Annotated in this window: 11 protein-coding genes; 7 read left to right on the forward strand and 4 right to left on the reverse strand. The window is 54.1% G+C overall.

Annotated features, from left to right (window positions below; all coding sequences use genetic code 11):
* Positions 1 to 29 precede the first annotated feature (29 nt).
* The 4 genes from ribF to ispH are packed head-to-tail and all read left to right on the forward strand — an operon-like array spanning position 30 to position 5,373.
* A complete protein-coding gene (ribF, locus tag PS2015_RS05235; protein WP_156412665.1) occupies positions 30 to 983 on the forward strand; it encodes a bifunctional riboflavin kinase/FAD synthetase in 954 nt (317 codons plus the stop codon).
* Between the two features lie 30 nt (positions 984 to 1,013).
* Entirely contained in the window at positions 1,014 to 3,848 is a 2,835-nt protein-coding gene (gene ileS, locus PS2015_RS05240) for an isoleucine--tRNA ligase (protein WP_058021238.1), read from the forward strand.
* Positions 3,841 to 4,350, forward strand: coding sequence for an FKBP-type peptidyl-prolyl cis-trans isomerase (locus tag PS2015_RS05245; RefSeq protein WP_237113387.1), 510 nt, complete (start codon positions 3,841 to 3,843; stop codon positions 4,348 to 4,350). The genes ileS and PS2015_RS05245 overlap by 8 nt, the downstream gene beginning before the upstream one ends.
* 30 nt (positions 4,351 to 4,380) lie before the next feature.
* Positions 4,381 to 5,373 (forward strand): 4-hydroxy-3-methylbut-2-enyl diphosphate reductase, encoded by a 993-nt coding sequence (gene ispH, locus PS2015_RS05250; RefSeq protein ID WP_058021239.1) that lies wholly within the window; start codon positions 4,381 to 4,383, stop codon positions 5,371 to 5,373.
* A gap of 25 nt (positions 5,374 to 5,398) precedes the next feature.
* Here ispH and PS2015_RS05255 read toward each other — a convergent pair whose 3' ends face one another.
* Both PS2015_RS05255 and PS2015_RS05260 read right to left on the reverse strand, forming a co-directional pair.
* Positions 5,399 to 6,424 (reverse strand): hypothetical protein, encoded by a 1,026-nt coding sequence (locus tag PS2015_RS05255; protein ID WP_058021240.1) that lies wholly within the window; start codon positions 6,422 to 6,424, stop codon positions 5,399 to 5,401.
* Positions 6,425 to 6,440: 16 nt separating this feature from the next.
* Positions 6,441 to 7,283 carry a hypothetical protein gene (locus tag PS2015_RS05260; protein ID WP_058021241.1) on the reverse strand — a complete coding sequence of 281 codons (843 nt, stop codon included), beginning with the start codon at positions 7,281 to 7,283 and terminating at the stop codon, positions 6,441 to 6,443.
* 93 nt (positions 7,284 to 7,376) lie between these two features.
* Between PS2015_RS05260 and PS2015_RS05265 the strand changes: the two genes are divergently transcribed.
* Both PS2015_RS05265 and PS2015_RS05270 read left to right on the forward strand, forming a co-directional pair.
* Positions 7,377 to 7,754, forward strand: a complete 378-nt coding sequence (locus PS2015_RS05265; RefSeq protein WP_058021242.1) for a gamma-glutamylcyclotransferase family protein — start codon at positions 7,377 to 7,379, stop codon at positions 7,752 to 7,754.
* A gap of 53 nt (positions 7,755 to 7,807) precedes the next feature.
* Positions 7,808 to 9,049, forward strand: coding sequence for a dipeptidase (locus PS2015_RS05270; protein ID WP_335338258.1), 1,242 nt, complete (start codon positions 7,808 to 7,810; stop codon positions 9,047 to 9,049).
* Here the strand turns inward: PS2015_RS05270 and PS2015_RS05275 are convergent.
* Entirely contained in the window at positions 9,046 to 9,777 is a 732-nt protein-coding gene (locus PS2015_RS05275) for an SAM-dependent methyltransferase (RefSeq protein WP_082627973.1), read from the reverse strand. The genes PS2015_RS05270 and PS2015_RS05275 overlap by 4 nt on opposite strands.
* A 52-nt stretch (positions 9,778 to 9,829) precedes the next feature.
* Here PS2015_RS05275 and PS2015_RS05280 point away from each other — a divergent pair, with 52 nt between their 5' ends.
* Complete coding sequence (locus PS2015_RS05280; protein ID WP_058021243.1) at positions 9,830 to 10,981, forward strand: GGDEF domain-containing protein; 1,152 nt, start codon at positions 9,830 to 9,832, stop codon at positions 10,979 to 10,981.
* Between the two features lie 16 nt (positions 10,982 to 10,997).
* On the opposite strand, the gene PS2015_RS05285 is transcribed toward PS2015_RS05280, so the two are convergent.
* Positions 10,998 to 12,953, reverse strand: a complete 1,956-nt coding sequence (locus PS2015_RS05285) for a hypothetical protein (protein ID WP_156412666.1) — start codon at positions 12,951 to 12,953, stop codon at positions 10,998 to 11,000.
* Positions 12,954 to 13,004 lie beyond the last annotated feature (51 nt).

The following is a 13,004-nucleotide window of genomic DNA, read 5'->3' on the forward strand; positions in this document are numbered from 1 at the left end:
TTACGCATTTTTTGAGCGACTGTCTGGTCATGAATGTAATACACAGTACCGCAGGCTTCAGTGAGCGCCAGCTTGGCTGTGTAGCCACAATCGGCAAGTTTGATGGTGTTCATCTTGGCCACCAGCAGATTATCCGTCAGTTGCTGGCAAAAGCGGCTGACTTGAAAGTTCCGTCTGTGGTGGTGGTCATAGAGCCGCACCCGGAGGAGTTTTTTGCCAGTCACCCGCAGGACTGCCCGCCCCGCCTGAGTGAAGCTGAGGAGAAAATTCAGCTGTTAAGCCAGTTAGGTGTGCATACCGTGTTTCTGCTGACTTTTAACGAGCAACTGTGTCGGCTGAGCCCGCAAAGCTATATTGAGGACATTCTTGTTAAAGGACTGAATGTTCGCAGCCTGATTATCGGTAATGATTTTCGATTCGGGTATCAGCGCGCTGGTGACTACAGACTCCTGCAGGAGTATGGGGTGCGGGCAGGGTTCGACGTGATTGAAACGGAAAGCTGTATTTGTCAGGGGGTGAGGGTCAGCAGTACTTACATTCGGGAATGCCTTGCCGTGGCGGATTTCGACAGGGTCACGGCGGCGCTGGGACGCGAGTACGCCATCGCCGGAACGGTCAAAAAGGGGCGTCAGCTAGGGCGCAGTCTGGGGTTTCCGACCTGTAACCTGGCGCTGAACCGACGCAATATTCCGCTGCATGGCGTGTATGCCTGTGAATCCCGTATTGTGACGACTGATGGTGAGACGATCCGTGCCTTCGGCGCGGCGAATATCGGCTATCGACCGACTGTTGATGACAACCGGGAAGCTGTACTTGAAGTCCATCTGATTGATTTTGACAGAGACGTGTACGGTGCCTGGATGTCGGTAACATTCAAGAGCCGTGTGCGGGCAGAGCAGAAGTTCGAGTCTCTGGAGGCGCTCAAATCGCAAATTGATATCGACATTGAACAGGTCAGACAGTTCTTCAATCTCAACACTTAAACGCTAACGATCAGAGCAAGTGAACATTTTATGAGTGACTACAAGCAAACCCTGAATCTGCCTTTCACCGAGTTTCCGATGAAAGCCAGTTTGTCCCAGCGCGAACCTGCCATGCTGCAACGCTGGCAGGACATGGACCTGTATGGCCAGATTCGCTCGCTCAGGGCTGGTAGTCCCAAATTTATTCTGCATGATGGCCCTCCCTATGCAAACGGTGATCTGCACCTGGGTCACGCGGTTAACAAGACCCTGAAAGACATGATCGTGAAATCGCGCACGCTGTCAGGTTTCGACGCACCCTACGTGCCAGGCTGGGACTGCCATGGTTTGCCAATTGAGCACAATGTTGAGAAGAAAAAGGGCAAGGCCGGACAAAAAATCAGCCATGCAGCCTTTCGTCAGGCATGCCGTGAATATGCAGCCAGACAGGTCGACAACCAGAAAAAAGACTTTGTGCGTATGGGCGTACTGGGACAGTGGGATAAACCCTATCTGACCATGGATTTTGATACTGAGGCCAATATCGTAAGGGCGCTGGGCCGCATCGCGGAAAACGGTCATCTGGTCAAGGGTTTCAAGCCGGTGTACTGGAGCGTTGTCGGTGCGTCTGCGCTGGCTGAAGCCGAAGTGGAATATCAGGATAAAACGTCGTTTGCCATCGATGTGCGCTTCCCGGTAGTGGACGCGGCACAGTGGCTGACTCTGTTTGGTTTGCTGGAATCGGCTGCCCGGAATGAGCCGTTGTCGGTTGTGATCTGGACCACAACACCCTGGACCCTGCCAGCCAATCAGGCAGTCTGCCTGAACGGCGAACTGGAATATGCGCTGGTTCGTTGCACCATCAGTGAAGAGCGTGGTGCTGAACTACTGGTTGTCGCCGCTGATATGCAAGATGACATCATGAGCCGCTATGCGTGTCTGGAAAACGCCGAGCGTCTGGCAGTCGCCAAAGGCTCCGTGTTTGAAAATGCATTGTTACGTCACCCCTTTGTCGACAAGCAAGTGCCTGTGCTGTTGGGCGATCACGTGACCACTGACGCGGGTACGGGCGCCGTGCATACCGCGCCCGATCACGGTATGGAAGACTTTGTGGCAGGTCAGGCCTACGGTCTGGGCACATTGAACCTGGTTGACGAAAACGGTGTGTTCAGCGAGCGTGCCGGTGAAGTTGCCGGAGAACACGTCTACAAAGTTGACGAAAAAATCCTCGACATACTGAAACGCGAGCAGGCGCTGGTAGCCGTTGAAAAGATCCGTCACAGCTATCCGCATTGCTGGCGAACCAAGACACCTCTGATCTACCGAGCCACACCGCAGTGGTTTATCAGCATGACTGAAAAAGGTTTGCTGAAGGATGCGCTGGCTGCGGTAAAAAATGTGAAGTGGGTTCCTGAGTGGGGTCAGGCGCGTATTGAGCTGATGCTGAAAGGCAGCCCGGACTGGTGTGTGTCCCGGCAGCGCACCTGGGGTGTGCCCATCACTCTGTTTGTCCATAAGGAAAGCGGCGAGCTGCACCCGCGCAGCGCTGAGCTGGTCGAGCAGGTTGCGCAGCGTATTGAGAAATCCGGCATTGATGCCTGGTTCGATCTGGATGCCAGTGAACTGCTGGGTGATGAGGCCGCGCAGTACAATAAAGTAACTGACACGCTGGATGTCTGGTTTGATTCAGGCGTCACCCACTTCTCAGTCCTGCAGGCCCGCGAAGAGTTGCAGTATCCGGCAGATATCTACCTGGAGGGTTCGGATCAGCATCGCGGCTGGTTCCAGTCATCGCTTAAAACGGCTATCGCCATGAATGGCACGGCACCTTATCGTCAGGTGTTGACACATGGATTCACCGTCGATGCCCAGGGACGCAAGATGTCCAAGTCCATCGGCAATACCATTTCTCCGCAGGAGGTCTTTAACCAGTACGGCGCAGACATTCTGCGATTGTGGGTGGCGGCGACAGATTATCGCGGAGAAATGGCAGTATCAGACGAAATCCTGAAACGTGTCGCCGATGCCTATCGCCGTATCCGCAATACCGCGCGTTTTTTGCTGTCCAATCTTAACGGGTTTGATCCACAAACTGACGCGGTGCAGCCACAACAGATGCTGGCGCTGGATTACTGGATCACACGCCAGGCTCAGCAGCTGCGAGAACAATTAAAGGCAGATTACGACAACTATCAGTTTCTGAATGTGTATCAGAAAGTTCACAATTTCTGTGTGATCGAACTGGGCAGTTTCTATCTGGATATCATCAAAGACAGACAGTACACAGCCAAGGCTGACGGTCTGGCGCGTCGCTCAACACAAACGGCCATGTATCACATCACCGAGATTCTGGTGAGGCTGATTGCGCCAATCCTCAGTTTCACGGCGGATGAAATCTGGCAGTTTGTACCGGGTGAACGCAACGCTTCAGTGTTCCTGTCCTCCTTTGATGACGGGCTGGAGCTGTTGCCAGCCGCCGAGGACTTCAGTGATGATTTCTGGCGCGAGTTGATTGATGTCAAAACTGCAGTCAACAAGGAGTTGGAGAAGCAACGCGCGGAGAAAAAAATAGGCGCAGCTCTGAGTGCTGAAGTGACACTGTTTTGCGATGACCAGTTGAATGAGCGTCTGCGGCGCCTGCAGAATGAGCTTCGGTTTGTGCTTATTGTGTCATCTGCAGAGCTGAAGCCATTGGCTGATGCCGTTGATGCAGCGGTTACTGATCTGCCGGGTCTTGCTTTGTACGTCAGGCCGTCAGAGCAGCCCAAATGTGTTCGTTGCTGGCATCATCGTGCCGACGTAGGACAGGACTCTGAGCACCCGGAACTGTGCATGCGTTGTGTGGAAAATATAAGTGGCGAGGGCGAGCAGCGAGCCTATGCGTGAGCAAACGGACACTGGCATGAAGCAGTCAGCTCCTGTGGCACCTGGCGCTAGAGTGACGCTACACTTTTCGTTGTCGCTTACCGATGGTACGGTTATCGACAGCAATTATGAATCCTCCCCAGCTACTTTCACGGTGGGCGATGGAAATTTATTGCCGGGTTTTGAAGCCGCGTTGATGGGAGCTGTTGCAGAACAGACCATTGATGTTGTGCTGCCCGCAGCACAGGCATTTGGTGATGTCAATCCGGCAAATGTGCAAACCTTTCCCCGACAACGTTTTGCGGGATTGTTGGCTAATACGACTGATCCCGTTGAGCCGGGAACAGTCGTATCGTTTACTGACAGCGGCGGCAACGAGATACCAGGTGTTCTCAAACAGATAGGTGAACTTAATGTCGTGATAGATTTTAATCATCCGCTGGCTGGTCGTGACATTGTATTTAAAGCCAGCGTGATATCAGTGTTGGCAGCTGACGTTCAGGCTGTCAGGCTTCAGGGTTAATAAACAGACGCAGGGTAAACAGGTATCCGTATGCAACAGTCAGTGGTTTCTATTCAGGACAGCAAGCCTGAAATTCGCCTCGCTAATCCGCGCGGATTCTGTGCGGGCGTGGATCGTGCAATTGATATTGTTAACCGGGCACTGGATGTTTATGGAGCTCCGATATACGTTCGTCACGAAGTGGTCCATAACAAATTTGTAGTTGATACTCTGCGTCAGCGTGGTGCTGTTTTCGTAGATGAGCTGAACGACGTTCCGCCAACAGATGCGCTTGGCCGACAGCCTATTGTGATATTCAGCGCACATGGGGTGTCACAACAGGTGCAACAGGAAGCGACAGAGAGAGGTTTTCAGGTTTTTGATGCCACCTGTCCGCTGGTGACCAAAGTCCATCTGGAGGTTGCACGTTTCAGCGCCGAGGGACGAGAGTGTGTTCTGATTGGCCACGCCAGGCACCCGGAAGTTGAAGGCACGATGGGACAGTACGACCGTAGTCAGGGCGGTGATATCTATCTGGTGGAGTCAGTAGAGGATGTTGCTACGCTGGAGGTCAATAATCCGGAGCGGCTTGCCTACGTGACTCAGACAACCCTGTCCATGGATGATACGGCCAAGGTGATTGATGCGTTGCATGAGCGTTTTCCTTTTATCGAAGGACCTCGCAAAAAAGACATTTGTTATGCCACACAGAATCGACAGGATGCTGTAAAGCAGTTGGCGCTGGAGTCCGATCTGGTGTTGGTGGTGGGTTCGCCAAACAGTTCCAACTCCAATCGCCTTCGTGAACTGGCGGAACGAATGGGCTGCGAAGCTTACCTGATTGACCGGGTTGAAGATCTTCGTCCGGAGTGGTTTGAGGGTAAGCGTTGTTTTGGTGTCACAGCCGGCGCCTCTGCACCGGAAATTCTTGTTCAGCAGGTGGTCGATCGTCTGCGCGAGATGACTGGCGAAGCACCCGTTGAAATTCCTGGCGTTGAAGAGAATATTGTATTCAGAATGCCGCGCGAGCTGGCCAGAGACTGACCGCTCGCGCCTCGCAACCGGATGTTCACTCCGTCGGGATCTGGCCTGCGCGTTCGGCAGCCCGGGCACCTGACAATATGCCCATCAGTGCATAATTGCCTTCGTGACAGGCATACTCAAAAATCGGATCTTCACTGGCTGTGTAATTAATCACAGCTGTCCAGGGACGCTCCCAGGTTGAAGGGTCCTCCACCGTGAACTCATACTGCAGCACATCCTCGGCAACACGTGTGTAGCGTTCTGTAAAAAGGCGATTCTCACCGGCACCCCGGAACAGGCTTTTGTCTGAGAAGTTTTTGGTCTGGACCACCAGCGTATCGCCTTCCCACCAGCCGCGTGAGTCACCGTGCCACAGTTTGACTCGCTCATCCAGGGGTGGTTTTTCACCCAGAGGTACGATTCGCACATCGTGAATCATTTCCTGAATGATCGCCACAGAGTCCTTGCCCTGCACGATCTGATAATAGCTGTTATAGCCCGCCATGATGTAGGGCATGCCCCAGGTGATACATCGCTCTTGCAAGGGGCGCCCGAGGTATGAGTCAGTCGGGCTGAGACGGGCGCTCATGCGTTGCTGGGCGCGTGCGCGTCCTTCTTCTGTCATGGGCGGGATACGGCCATTGGGCGGATCTATGATCAGTGAGGTGCGATTCTCGAGGTTTCTGTCCACCATCCATCCCGAGTCATAGTTTCCGGTGGCTGGATCGTAGGACTGAACCTCACCGCTGATGACCGCGTTAAGAAAGCCGTCGCCAAACAGGGCATCACCACCGCTGGCACGAATTTCTTCAGCCTGGCGGCGCAGTTCCTGAAACTCTTCGGCTGTCAGTGTGGCGCGATCGCCAAAAAATTCCGGGCGCTCCAGTGGTGTACTGCTGTTGTTGGCCCAAACGCCCTGCAGATCCGGTTGACCTTCGGGCGTACGAGGCACCTGCCAGTCAGATTGCTGAGCCCAGCCAGCACCGCATACCAATATTCCCAGCGCCAGCGCGACCAGCGTGAAACCTTGCGATTTACCCTGATTTTTTTCAGTTATATTGTGCCGTGTCATGATGCTTAACCTCGCCCTATTGTTCCTGAATGGTAAATGGCATGCCGCGCGGCGGCACCCGGTCATCCGGCGCATCCTTGTTCAAGTAGCCGTATACTAGCTCTTCGGCAAATTCCACGCACTTGAATTCCAGTAGCTGCGCGTTTTCTTCCATGCGACGATAAAGTGGGAAAGCCATGCGCCAGGGCCGTGTATAGGTCACCGGGTCGCGAATCTCGGCCTCGTACATGATCAAGTTCGGGCCGGCGGGCGTGTATCGCTCGATTACTTCCAGCTGGTCACTGTGGTGATTGCCGGCATGATCAAACCAGGTGTAGGGCATAAAATCTGTTACCCGAATAACAAGGGTGTCGCCTTCCCAGTGGCCGCGTGAGTGTCCCATCCAGGCGGGTACCGGTCCGTCGAAATCAGGTTGATCCATGTAAACAATACGCATGGCGCTGGCAAACTCATAGGCCATGACTACTGTTTCGTCGGATTGCACAATCTGGAAGGGAAAGGGCATGTAATTGGCGCGCGGCACACCCGGCATGTAACATTTCACCACGGGATCGAGTGCCAGCCAGTCAGCCTGATTGACCTGTTTTTGAGCAAGACCGCTGGGTGTGTAGGGAAGCTCCCCGTCTTTGACGATGCCCAGGGTGGCCGGTATGGCGCCGAGCGCTCCCCATTGCCAGTCCGGACCTGCCTTTGCAGCAGAGGGCTCAATGTTCCACTGGTTATTGCCCAGTGCCTGCCACAGTCCACTGAAGTCAGGCTTGCCGCTTGCAGTGCGCGACACGTTGTCGGTTTGGGCGGTGGCGAAACCGGTCACTGTCAGACTTAAACACAGTGCTGCACCGGCCAGATAATTCGGCATACTTGTTCTCCCGCTTGTTCTTGATTATTGTGTCGGGTGTTAGCAGGTTCCAACTATCACACGAGTCTGATTTTAAATCAATTCCGGGGATCAATGTCTGAGACTGAAACACGAGTGGCCGTCTACGGTACATTGAAGCGGGGATTAAGTAACTTTCCCTTGCTGCAGGGCGCGCGATTTGTTGGCTGCGACTGTCTGACTGACATTACGCTTTATGATCTGGGACCGTTTCCGGGGGCCAGACCGGAGCGCTCTGATGGGGTGGACGTCGAAGTGTTTGAGTTGACGGTGTCGCATCTGAGCCGACTGGATATTCTGGAAGACTACCTGAGTAATGCTCCGGACGAAGGGCTGTACAACCGGGTTCTCATGCCGACACGTTTCGGGCCGGCCTGGATATATATTTACAATCCCCCAGTGTCTGGTTTGCGGGCGATTCGCTCCGGCGGCTGGTTTCCTCAGGACAACTGAAGCGGGCACACGCCTTGCATAAAACAAGAATGACATTGACGGAGAATATTGTTATGAACACAGCTTTTGTGAAGTCTGCCCGAACGTCACTCATGCTTTCGGTGTTGTTATTATTGATGGTGTCCTGCGGGCCGGCTGAGCCACCTGTCCAGAGCGCTGCGGTTGCGGAGCCGCCAGTCATGGAGACTGCCGTTGCCGTCGAGTCAGAATCTGCCCTGATTGAGCGGGCCCGGGGAATCCATGAGCGGGTGATTGTCATGGATACTCACGTAGACATAAACACGGCCAACTTCACGCCGGACATCAATTATCTGCAGGATCTGAACACCCAGGTCAATCTGCCGAAAATGGATCAGGGTGGTATGGATGTGGCCTGGCTGGTTGTTTACACGGGGCAGGGTCCGCTGACAGAAGAGGGCTATAACAGTGCAGAAGCTAATGCGATGGACAAGTTCAGTGCAATTCACCGGCTGGTCAGTGAGATTGCACCGGACCGAATTGAGCTGGCGACGACCTCTGAGGATGTGCGTCGCATTGTTGCCAGTGGCAAAAAAGTGGCCATGATCGGTGTTGAGAACGCGTATCCGCTGGGCGAAGACATCAGCAAAATCCAGGACTATTACGATATGGGCGCGCGGTATATTTCCCTGTCGCATAACGGTCACAGTCAGTTTTCTGATTCTAACACCGGCGAGCGGGATGATGTCTGGCTGCACAATGGCCTGAGTGAACTGGGACGTCAGGCCATCGTTGAAATGAACCGGCTGGGCATACTGATTGATATCTCTCACCCTTCTGTTGAAGCCAACCGTCAGGCGATCGAGTTGAGCCGGGCGCCGGTCATTGCCTCTCATTCCTCGGCACGTGCGCTGGATCCGACTGTCAGCCGCAACCTGTGGGACGAGGAGTTGCTGGCGGTGCGCGACAATGGCGGAGTCGTTCAGGCAGTGGCCTTCCGTGGTTATGTGGATTCAGAAAAGCATCGCGCCTGGCGGGAGGCCAATGAAGCGGGTGAGTCCGCACCGCCTGTGGATGTCAACGATTTTGTTGATCACATAGATTACATGGTTGAGCTGATCGGTATCGACCATGTGGGTATCAGCGGCGATTTTGATGGCGGCGGCGGGGTCACCGGCTGGAATGATGCCAGCGAGACCTTTAACATCACTCTGGAACTGGTTCGCCGTGGCTATTCAGAAGAGGATATTGCCAAGATCTGGGGTGGCAACATTCTGCGTGTCCTGGATGAAGCACAGCAGATTGCTGCACAAATCCAGTCAGAGGCCGGCGCCTAGTCCTTGTCGGTTTCGGTGCTGTCGTCTGTGACCATGGGGACACACAGGCGGCAGTCACCGCTGGCTTCGCCGCCACCGCTCTCCACATAACGCATTTTGTGCACGGCTTTGCCACGATTGGCAGAAACGGCGAAGCGCCGGTTATCGCGCGTGGCAATGGCCTGCACCACGGCTGCATGACCGGTATGCCCGATGCCCTCGATCACATCGCGTTCGGTTTCCTGCAAATGCCGGAAACTCAACCCTGAAATCTCTTCTTTCAGAATCTCTCTGCTCATCATCATGTCTGCCACGGGTGGGCCGCCGGTCTTAAACTGCAATTGCGCCGGAGTATAAGCTTCCAGCAGCAATACGCCGCCCGGAAGCAGCGCCTCAGCCAGTCTGCCGTGCAGCTGTCGCCGGATATCGGGTGGCAGATGGCAAAAAATTGAGACGATACCTGACCATCGTTGCTGGCCAGGATCAAACTCCGCCAGGTCCGCCTCAATGGTCTTGATTTGCACTCCTCGGTCAGTAGCCAGTTGTCGGGCTTTTTTCAACCCTACGGCAGAAGAGTCCACGGCTGTCACCTGATAACCCTGTTCAGCCAGAAATACAGCGTTTCGACCCTCGCCTTCGGCAAGACACAGGACTTCGCCCTGCGGTATGGTATGAAAGTTGTATTTCAGAAAATCGTTGGGCTGGGTACCATAGAAGTAGCTATCATCACTAAAGCGTTCGTCCCACATGCCGACAACCTGTGCTTATCTTTGAGACGCAAATACTACGCGGGCCTGCAAAATGATTCAATTTGATTTGCTGACACTGGCGTTCGCGACGGGACTGGCATCCATCGTCAGCTCCAGCGTGATGCTGGTGCTGTGGCGAATAAACCGAGATATAGCCGGTGTGCCGCAATGGACCCTGTCGGTGTTGCTGAGTACCGGGGCGTTTTTTGCCAGCGCATTGCGTGATGTGATTCCGGGCCCCGAATTTTTGTCCATGCTGCTCAGCAATACGTTGTCGACCTGCTCAGTGCTGGTTGCCCTGGAAGGCTGTTTGCGGTTTCGCGGATTTTCTCGTCCTCACTCGGTGAGATATTTGCTGGCGGCAGCGGCGTTGATCCTGCTGATCAACTGGTTGTTGCGTGATGATATGCGGGCGCGATTGTTGACGATTGATTTAATCAGTTTCAGCGGCTTTGTGACCATTGTCGTGGTTATGCTGCGTCAGTTGAAAAACCGCGCTGAACGAATGGTATACGCTCTGCCGGCGTTGTTTGCCGCATTTCCGGCAGCCGGCATTGCGATTCGCTGGGTAGATGCCCTGGATGCCCATGGCGCACAGAGTATCGCTGAACTGGCAACCGGCAATCTGATTTTTCTGACCGGTATGATTTACATCATGGGCTGGACCTTCAGCCTGACGGTTGCCTGCTACTACAGAGCAGAACAAAAGATCGCTCATCTGGCTCGCGAAGATGCACTGACAGGCTTGCCAAACCGCCGCAGTATCGATGAAATGCTTGACCGGTTTTTGCGCGAGGCCGGGCGCTACAAATTGCCCTTTGGTGTCGTTATGGTTGATATGGATGATTTCAAATTATTTAATGATCAATACGGCCATTCATTTGGTGACGCCGTCCTGAAGTGTGTGGCACAGCGTCTGAAGGTATTCCAGCGCGATGCGGATTTTGTCGGGCGTCTGGGTGGCGATGAATTTGTGCTGATTGTCAACGATGTACCCACACCCGAAGCTGCCCGTTCCCTGTTGCGACGATTGCTGCATGATGTCAGCGGGCCTGTGGACATCAAGGGACGTTTGATTGAGATCAAACCCAGTCTGGGCATAGCCTTGTGGCCGGAAGATGGCAGTACCGCGGACGAGCTGCTGCAGGTCGCTGACAAGCGCATGTATGCTTTCAAAGCATCCAAGGGCGAAGCGTCTGCATAAGTCAGACAGACGCCATTCACTCCACCAAAAGACCTGTCAGCTCGGCATCTTCCATAACCAGGACGGGCGGCTCAGAATCAGGTATCAGCTTGAGTCTGAGACGCCATATTTCGAAGCTGTCATCTGGCAATGCCAGCCAGGCTTCCTCAACCTGCACAGTGCCACTTTCTTCATCAAACACAAAATTCACCACCGACTGCGGGTCTGACGGATTTGCAATTGGGAACAGGGTGCTGACTCGTAGTAGCGAATCAAATTCATCGATGCGTTGCAGGCGGACATTAAACAGGTCGTTGCCCACTTTGACGCGGTTGAGCCACAGGTAATCGTCAGCTGCCATGGCCGGGCGAGCCGGCAGAAAGCGGATACCCCCGGGGTAGCGCACCAGCCAATAACCTGTCGAATCGCGCATGGCGTTGTTTTCCATGACCGGTTCTTCAATCAATTGCAGGCCCCAGTTTGGCTGTTCACTGAGTTGGCGTTGCGAAGGGGCGCGAATAACCAGGGTATTCTGGCGTTGTTCCGATCCCGGGCGCAGAATAGGCAGGTCACGCACGACACCTCGCACTGTTGGCCTGCTCGATACAGTGTCCGTCACTCCCGCCCCACGGGCAAATTCGGTGATCTGTGTAACCAAGGGGTGTGAGCCGGCCTGATAAAGCCCTAGCGGACCGGGTAAAACCTGTTGAGACAGAACAAAATTTTCCATCAACGTTTCTACTTCACTGGCTCGGGCGATTGTCATGCCCCGGTATGCATCGTTAGTGGCCAGAAATTCATCGAGCTGTGCCCGTGTCAGACCCACCGTGTGAACAGGCGGCAGCCATTCTTTTCCTGTGTGTGGGTCGCGTACCAGCCCATGTTGCAGGGCCTGCATGTGTTCTCTGGGAGTGAATTGCATGGCCGGGTTCGGGGCGGGTGGACCTGAATGCTTGAATTCGATGGTCTGGTTGATGCTATGGATAGCCGTGAAGGTCAGATTGTCGATTCCTCTTACAGAAAGTAGTAGCCTGTCCAGCGTGAATGACAGATTGTCCAGCCAGGGTGACTGATAAACCAGCGTGCCGACCCGCATCAACCATTCGCCGCCGGGCGCCAGTAACTGTGGACCGGCAATGACGCAGTCTGCCTGGCAGGGAATAACATTGAAGTTCTCGTCCAAAGCACCCATGCTCGGTGAATCCATGATGCGTGGTTTTTGAACGGTAATTTCACCCGTATTTGTTACACGTGCATATATTGCATACTGTTGTCCGGCTGAAGCCACCAACGGCTGTTGCAGACTTACCTGTAGTTGAGGTCGTTCGACAGGGTTGATTGGCTCATTACTTTGCATCAGCTCATTGAAAATTGCCGGATCCTCGGCGCCAGTGTGATTCATGATGCGAAGAAAGGTTATAGCGGATGTGGCGGCCGTTTTGACTGGCTCGCCAGCCTCTTGCAGGCGCAGCGTGTAACGGACTGTTGTCACCATCACGTTGCCTTCAGGGAACGACGGATCAGACCAAACCTGCCTGATTGCGAATCGTGCAGTTTGGCCGGGAGCTACCGGAAATCCGACGCCTTGGGCACAAAGAAACGTCGTGTCGTGACAGCCTGCTGGTTCTTGATTGCTGTGGGTAAACTCTGATCCCAGCGCCTGATACGGATGGCTCAGCCGACTGATTGAGGAGCCGGTAAGGCCGGTGATTGTATAAGGTGAGTCTGCCGGGTTGTGCAGTTCAACTTCCAGTAAATCGTATGCGCCGGGTGCCATGAAATCGTGCAGACGCACGGCGGTCAAAGTGATGTTGGACGGTAGTTCAGTGAAATCCGGGATCGTACTGCCCTGTAAAAACGAGGCGTGACGTCCTGACATAAGGTCACCGATAGTCTGGGGTGGCGATTGAGCGAAAACCCCGGCACTTATCCAGAAAATCAGGATTGAAAACATGACGGGCAGTGATGTCCCTGTCCTAAAAGTGCGTTTCATGGCGACTGACTCCCTTGTCTACTTCGATGACATACCTTACTGCACTTTCTC

Origin of the sequence: Pseudohongiella spirulinae, from assembly GCF_001444425.1 — a bacterium.
Lineage (GTDB): Bacteria > Pseudomonadota > Gammaproteobacteria > Pseudomonadales > Pseudohongiellaceae > Pseudohongiella > Pseudohongiella spirulinae.

Bases quoted from the DNA above. Each gene is read 5' to 3' on its own strand.
- ileS (WP_058021238.1), top strand. From the start codon at position 1,014: ATGAGTGACTACAAGCAAACCCTGAATCTGCCTTTCACCGAGTTTCCG.
- PS2015_RS05280 (WP_058021243.1), top strand. From the start codon at position 9,830: ATGATTCAATTTGATTTGCTGACACTGGCGTTCGCGACGGGACTGGCA.
- PS2015_RS05285 (WP_156412666.1), bottom strand. From the start codon at position 12,953: ATGAAACGCACTTTTAGGACAGGGACATCACTGCCCGTCATGTTTTCA.
- PS2015_RS05275 (WP_082627973.1), bottom strand. From the start codon at position 9,777: ATGTGGGACGAACGCTTTAGTGATGATAGCTACTTCTATGGTACCCAG.
- ispH (WP_058021239.1), top strand. From the start codon at position 4,381: ATGCAACAGTCAGTGGTTTCTATTCAGGACAGCAAGCCTGAAATTCGC.
- PS2015_RS05245 (WP_237113387.1), top strand. From the start codon at position 3,841: ATGCGTGAGCAAACGGACACTGGCATGAAGCAGTCAGCTCCTGTGGCA.
- PS2015_RS05270 (WP_335338258.1), top strand. From the start codon at position 7,808: ATGAACACAGCTTTTGTGAAGTCTGCCCGAACGTCACTCATGCTTTCG.
- PS2015_RS05265 (WP_058021242.1), top strand. From the start codon at position 7,377: ATGTCTGAGACTGAAACACGAGTGGCCGTCTACGGTACATTGAAGCGG.
- PS2015_RS05260 (WP_058021241.1), bottom strand. From the start codon at position 7,283: ATGCCGAATTATCTGGCCGGTGCAGCACTGTGTTTAAGTCTGACAGTG.
- ribF (WP_156412665.1), top strand. From the start codon at position 30: ATGAATGTAATACACAGTACCGCAGGCTTCAGTGAGCGCCAGCTTGGC.
- PS2015_RS05255 (WP_058021240.1), bottom strand. From the start codon at position 6,424: ATGACACGGCACAATATAACTGAAAAAAATCAGGGTAAATCGCAAGGT.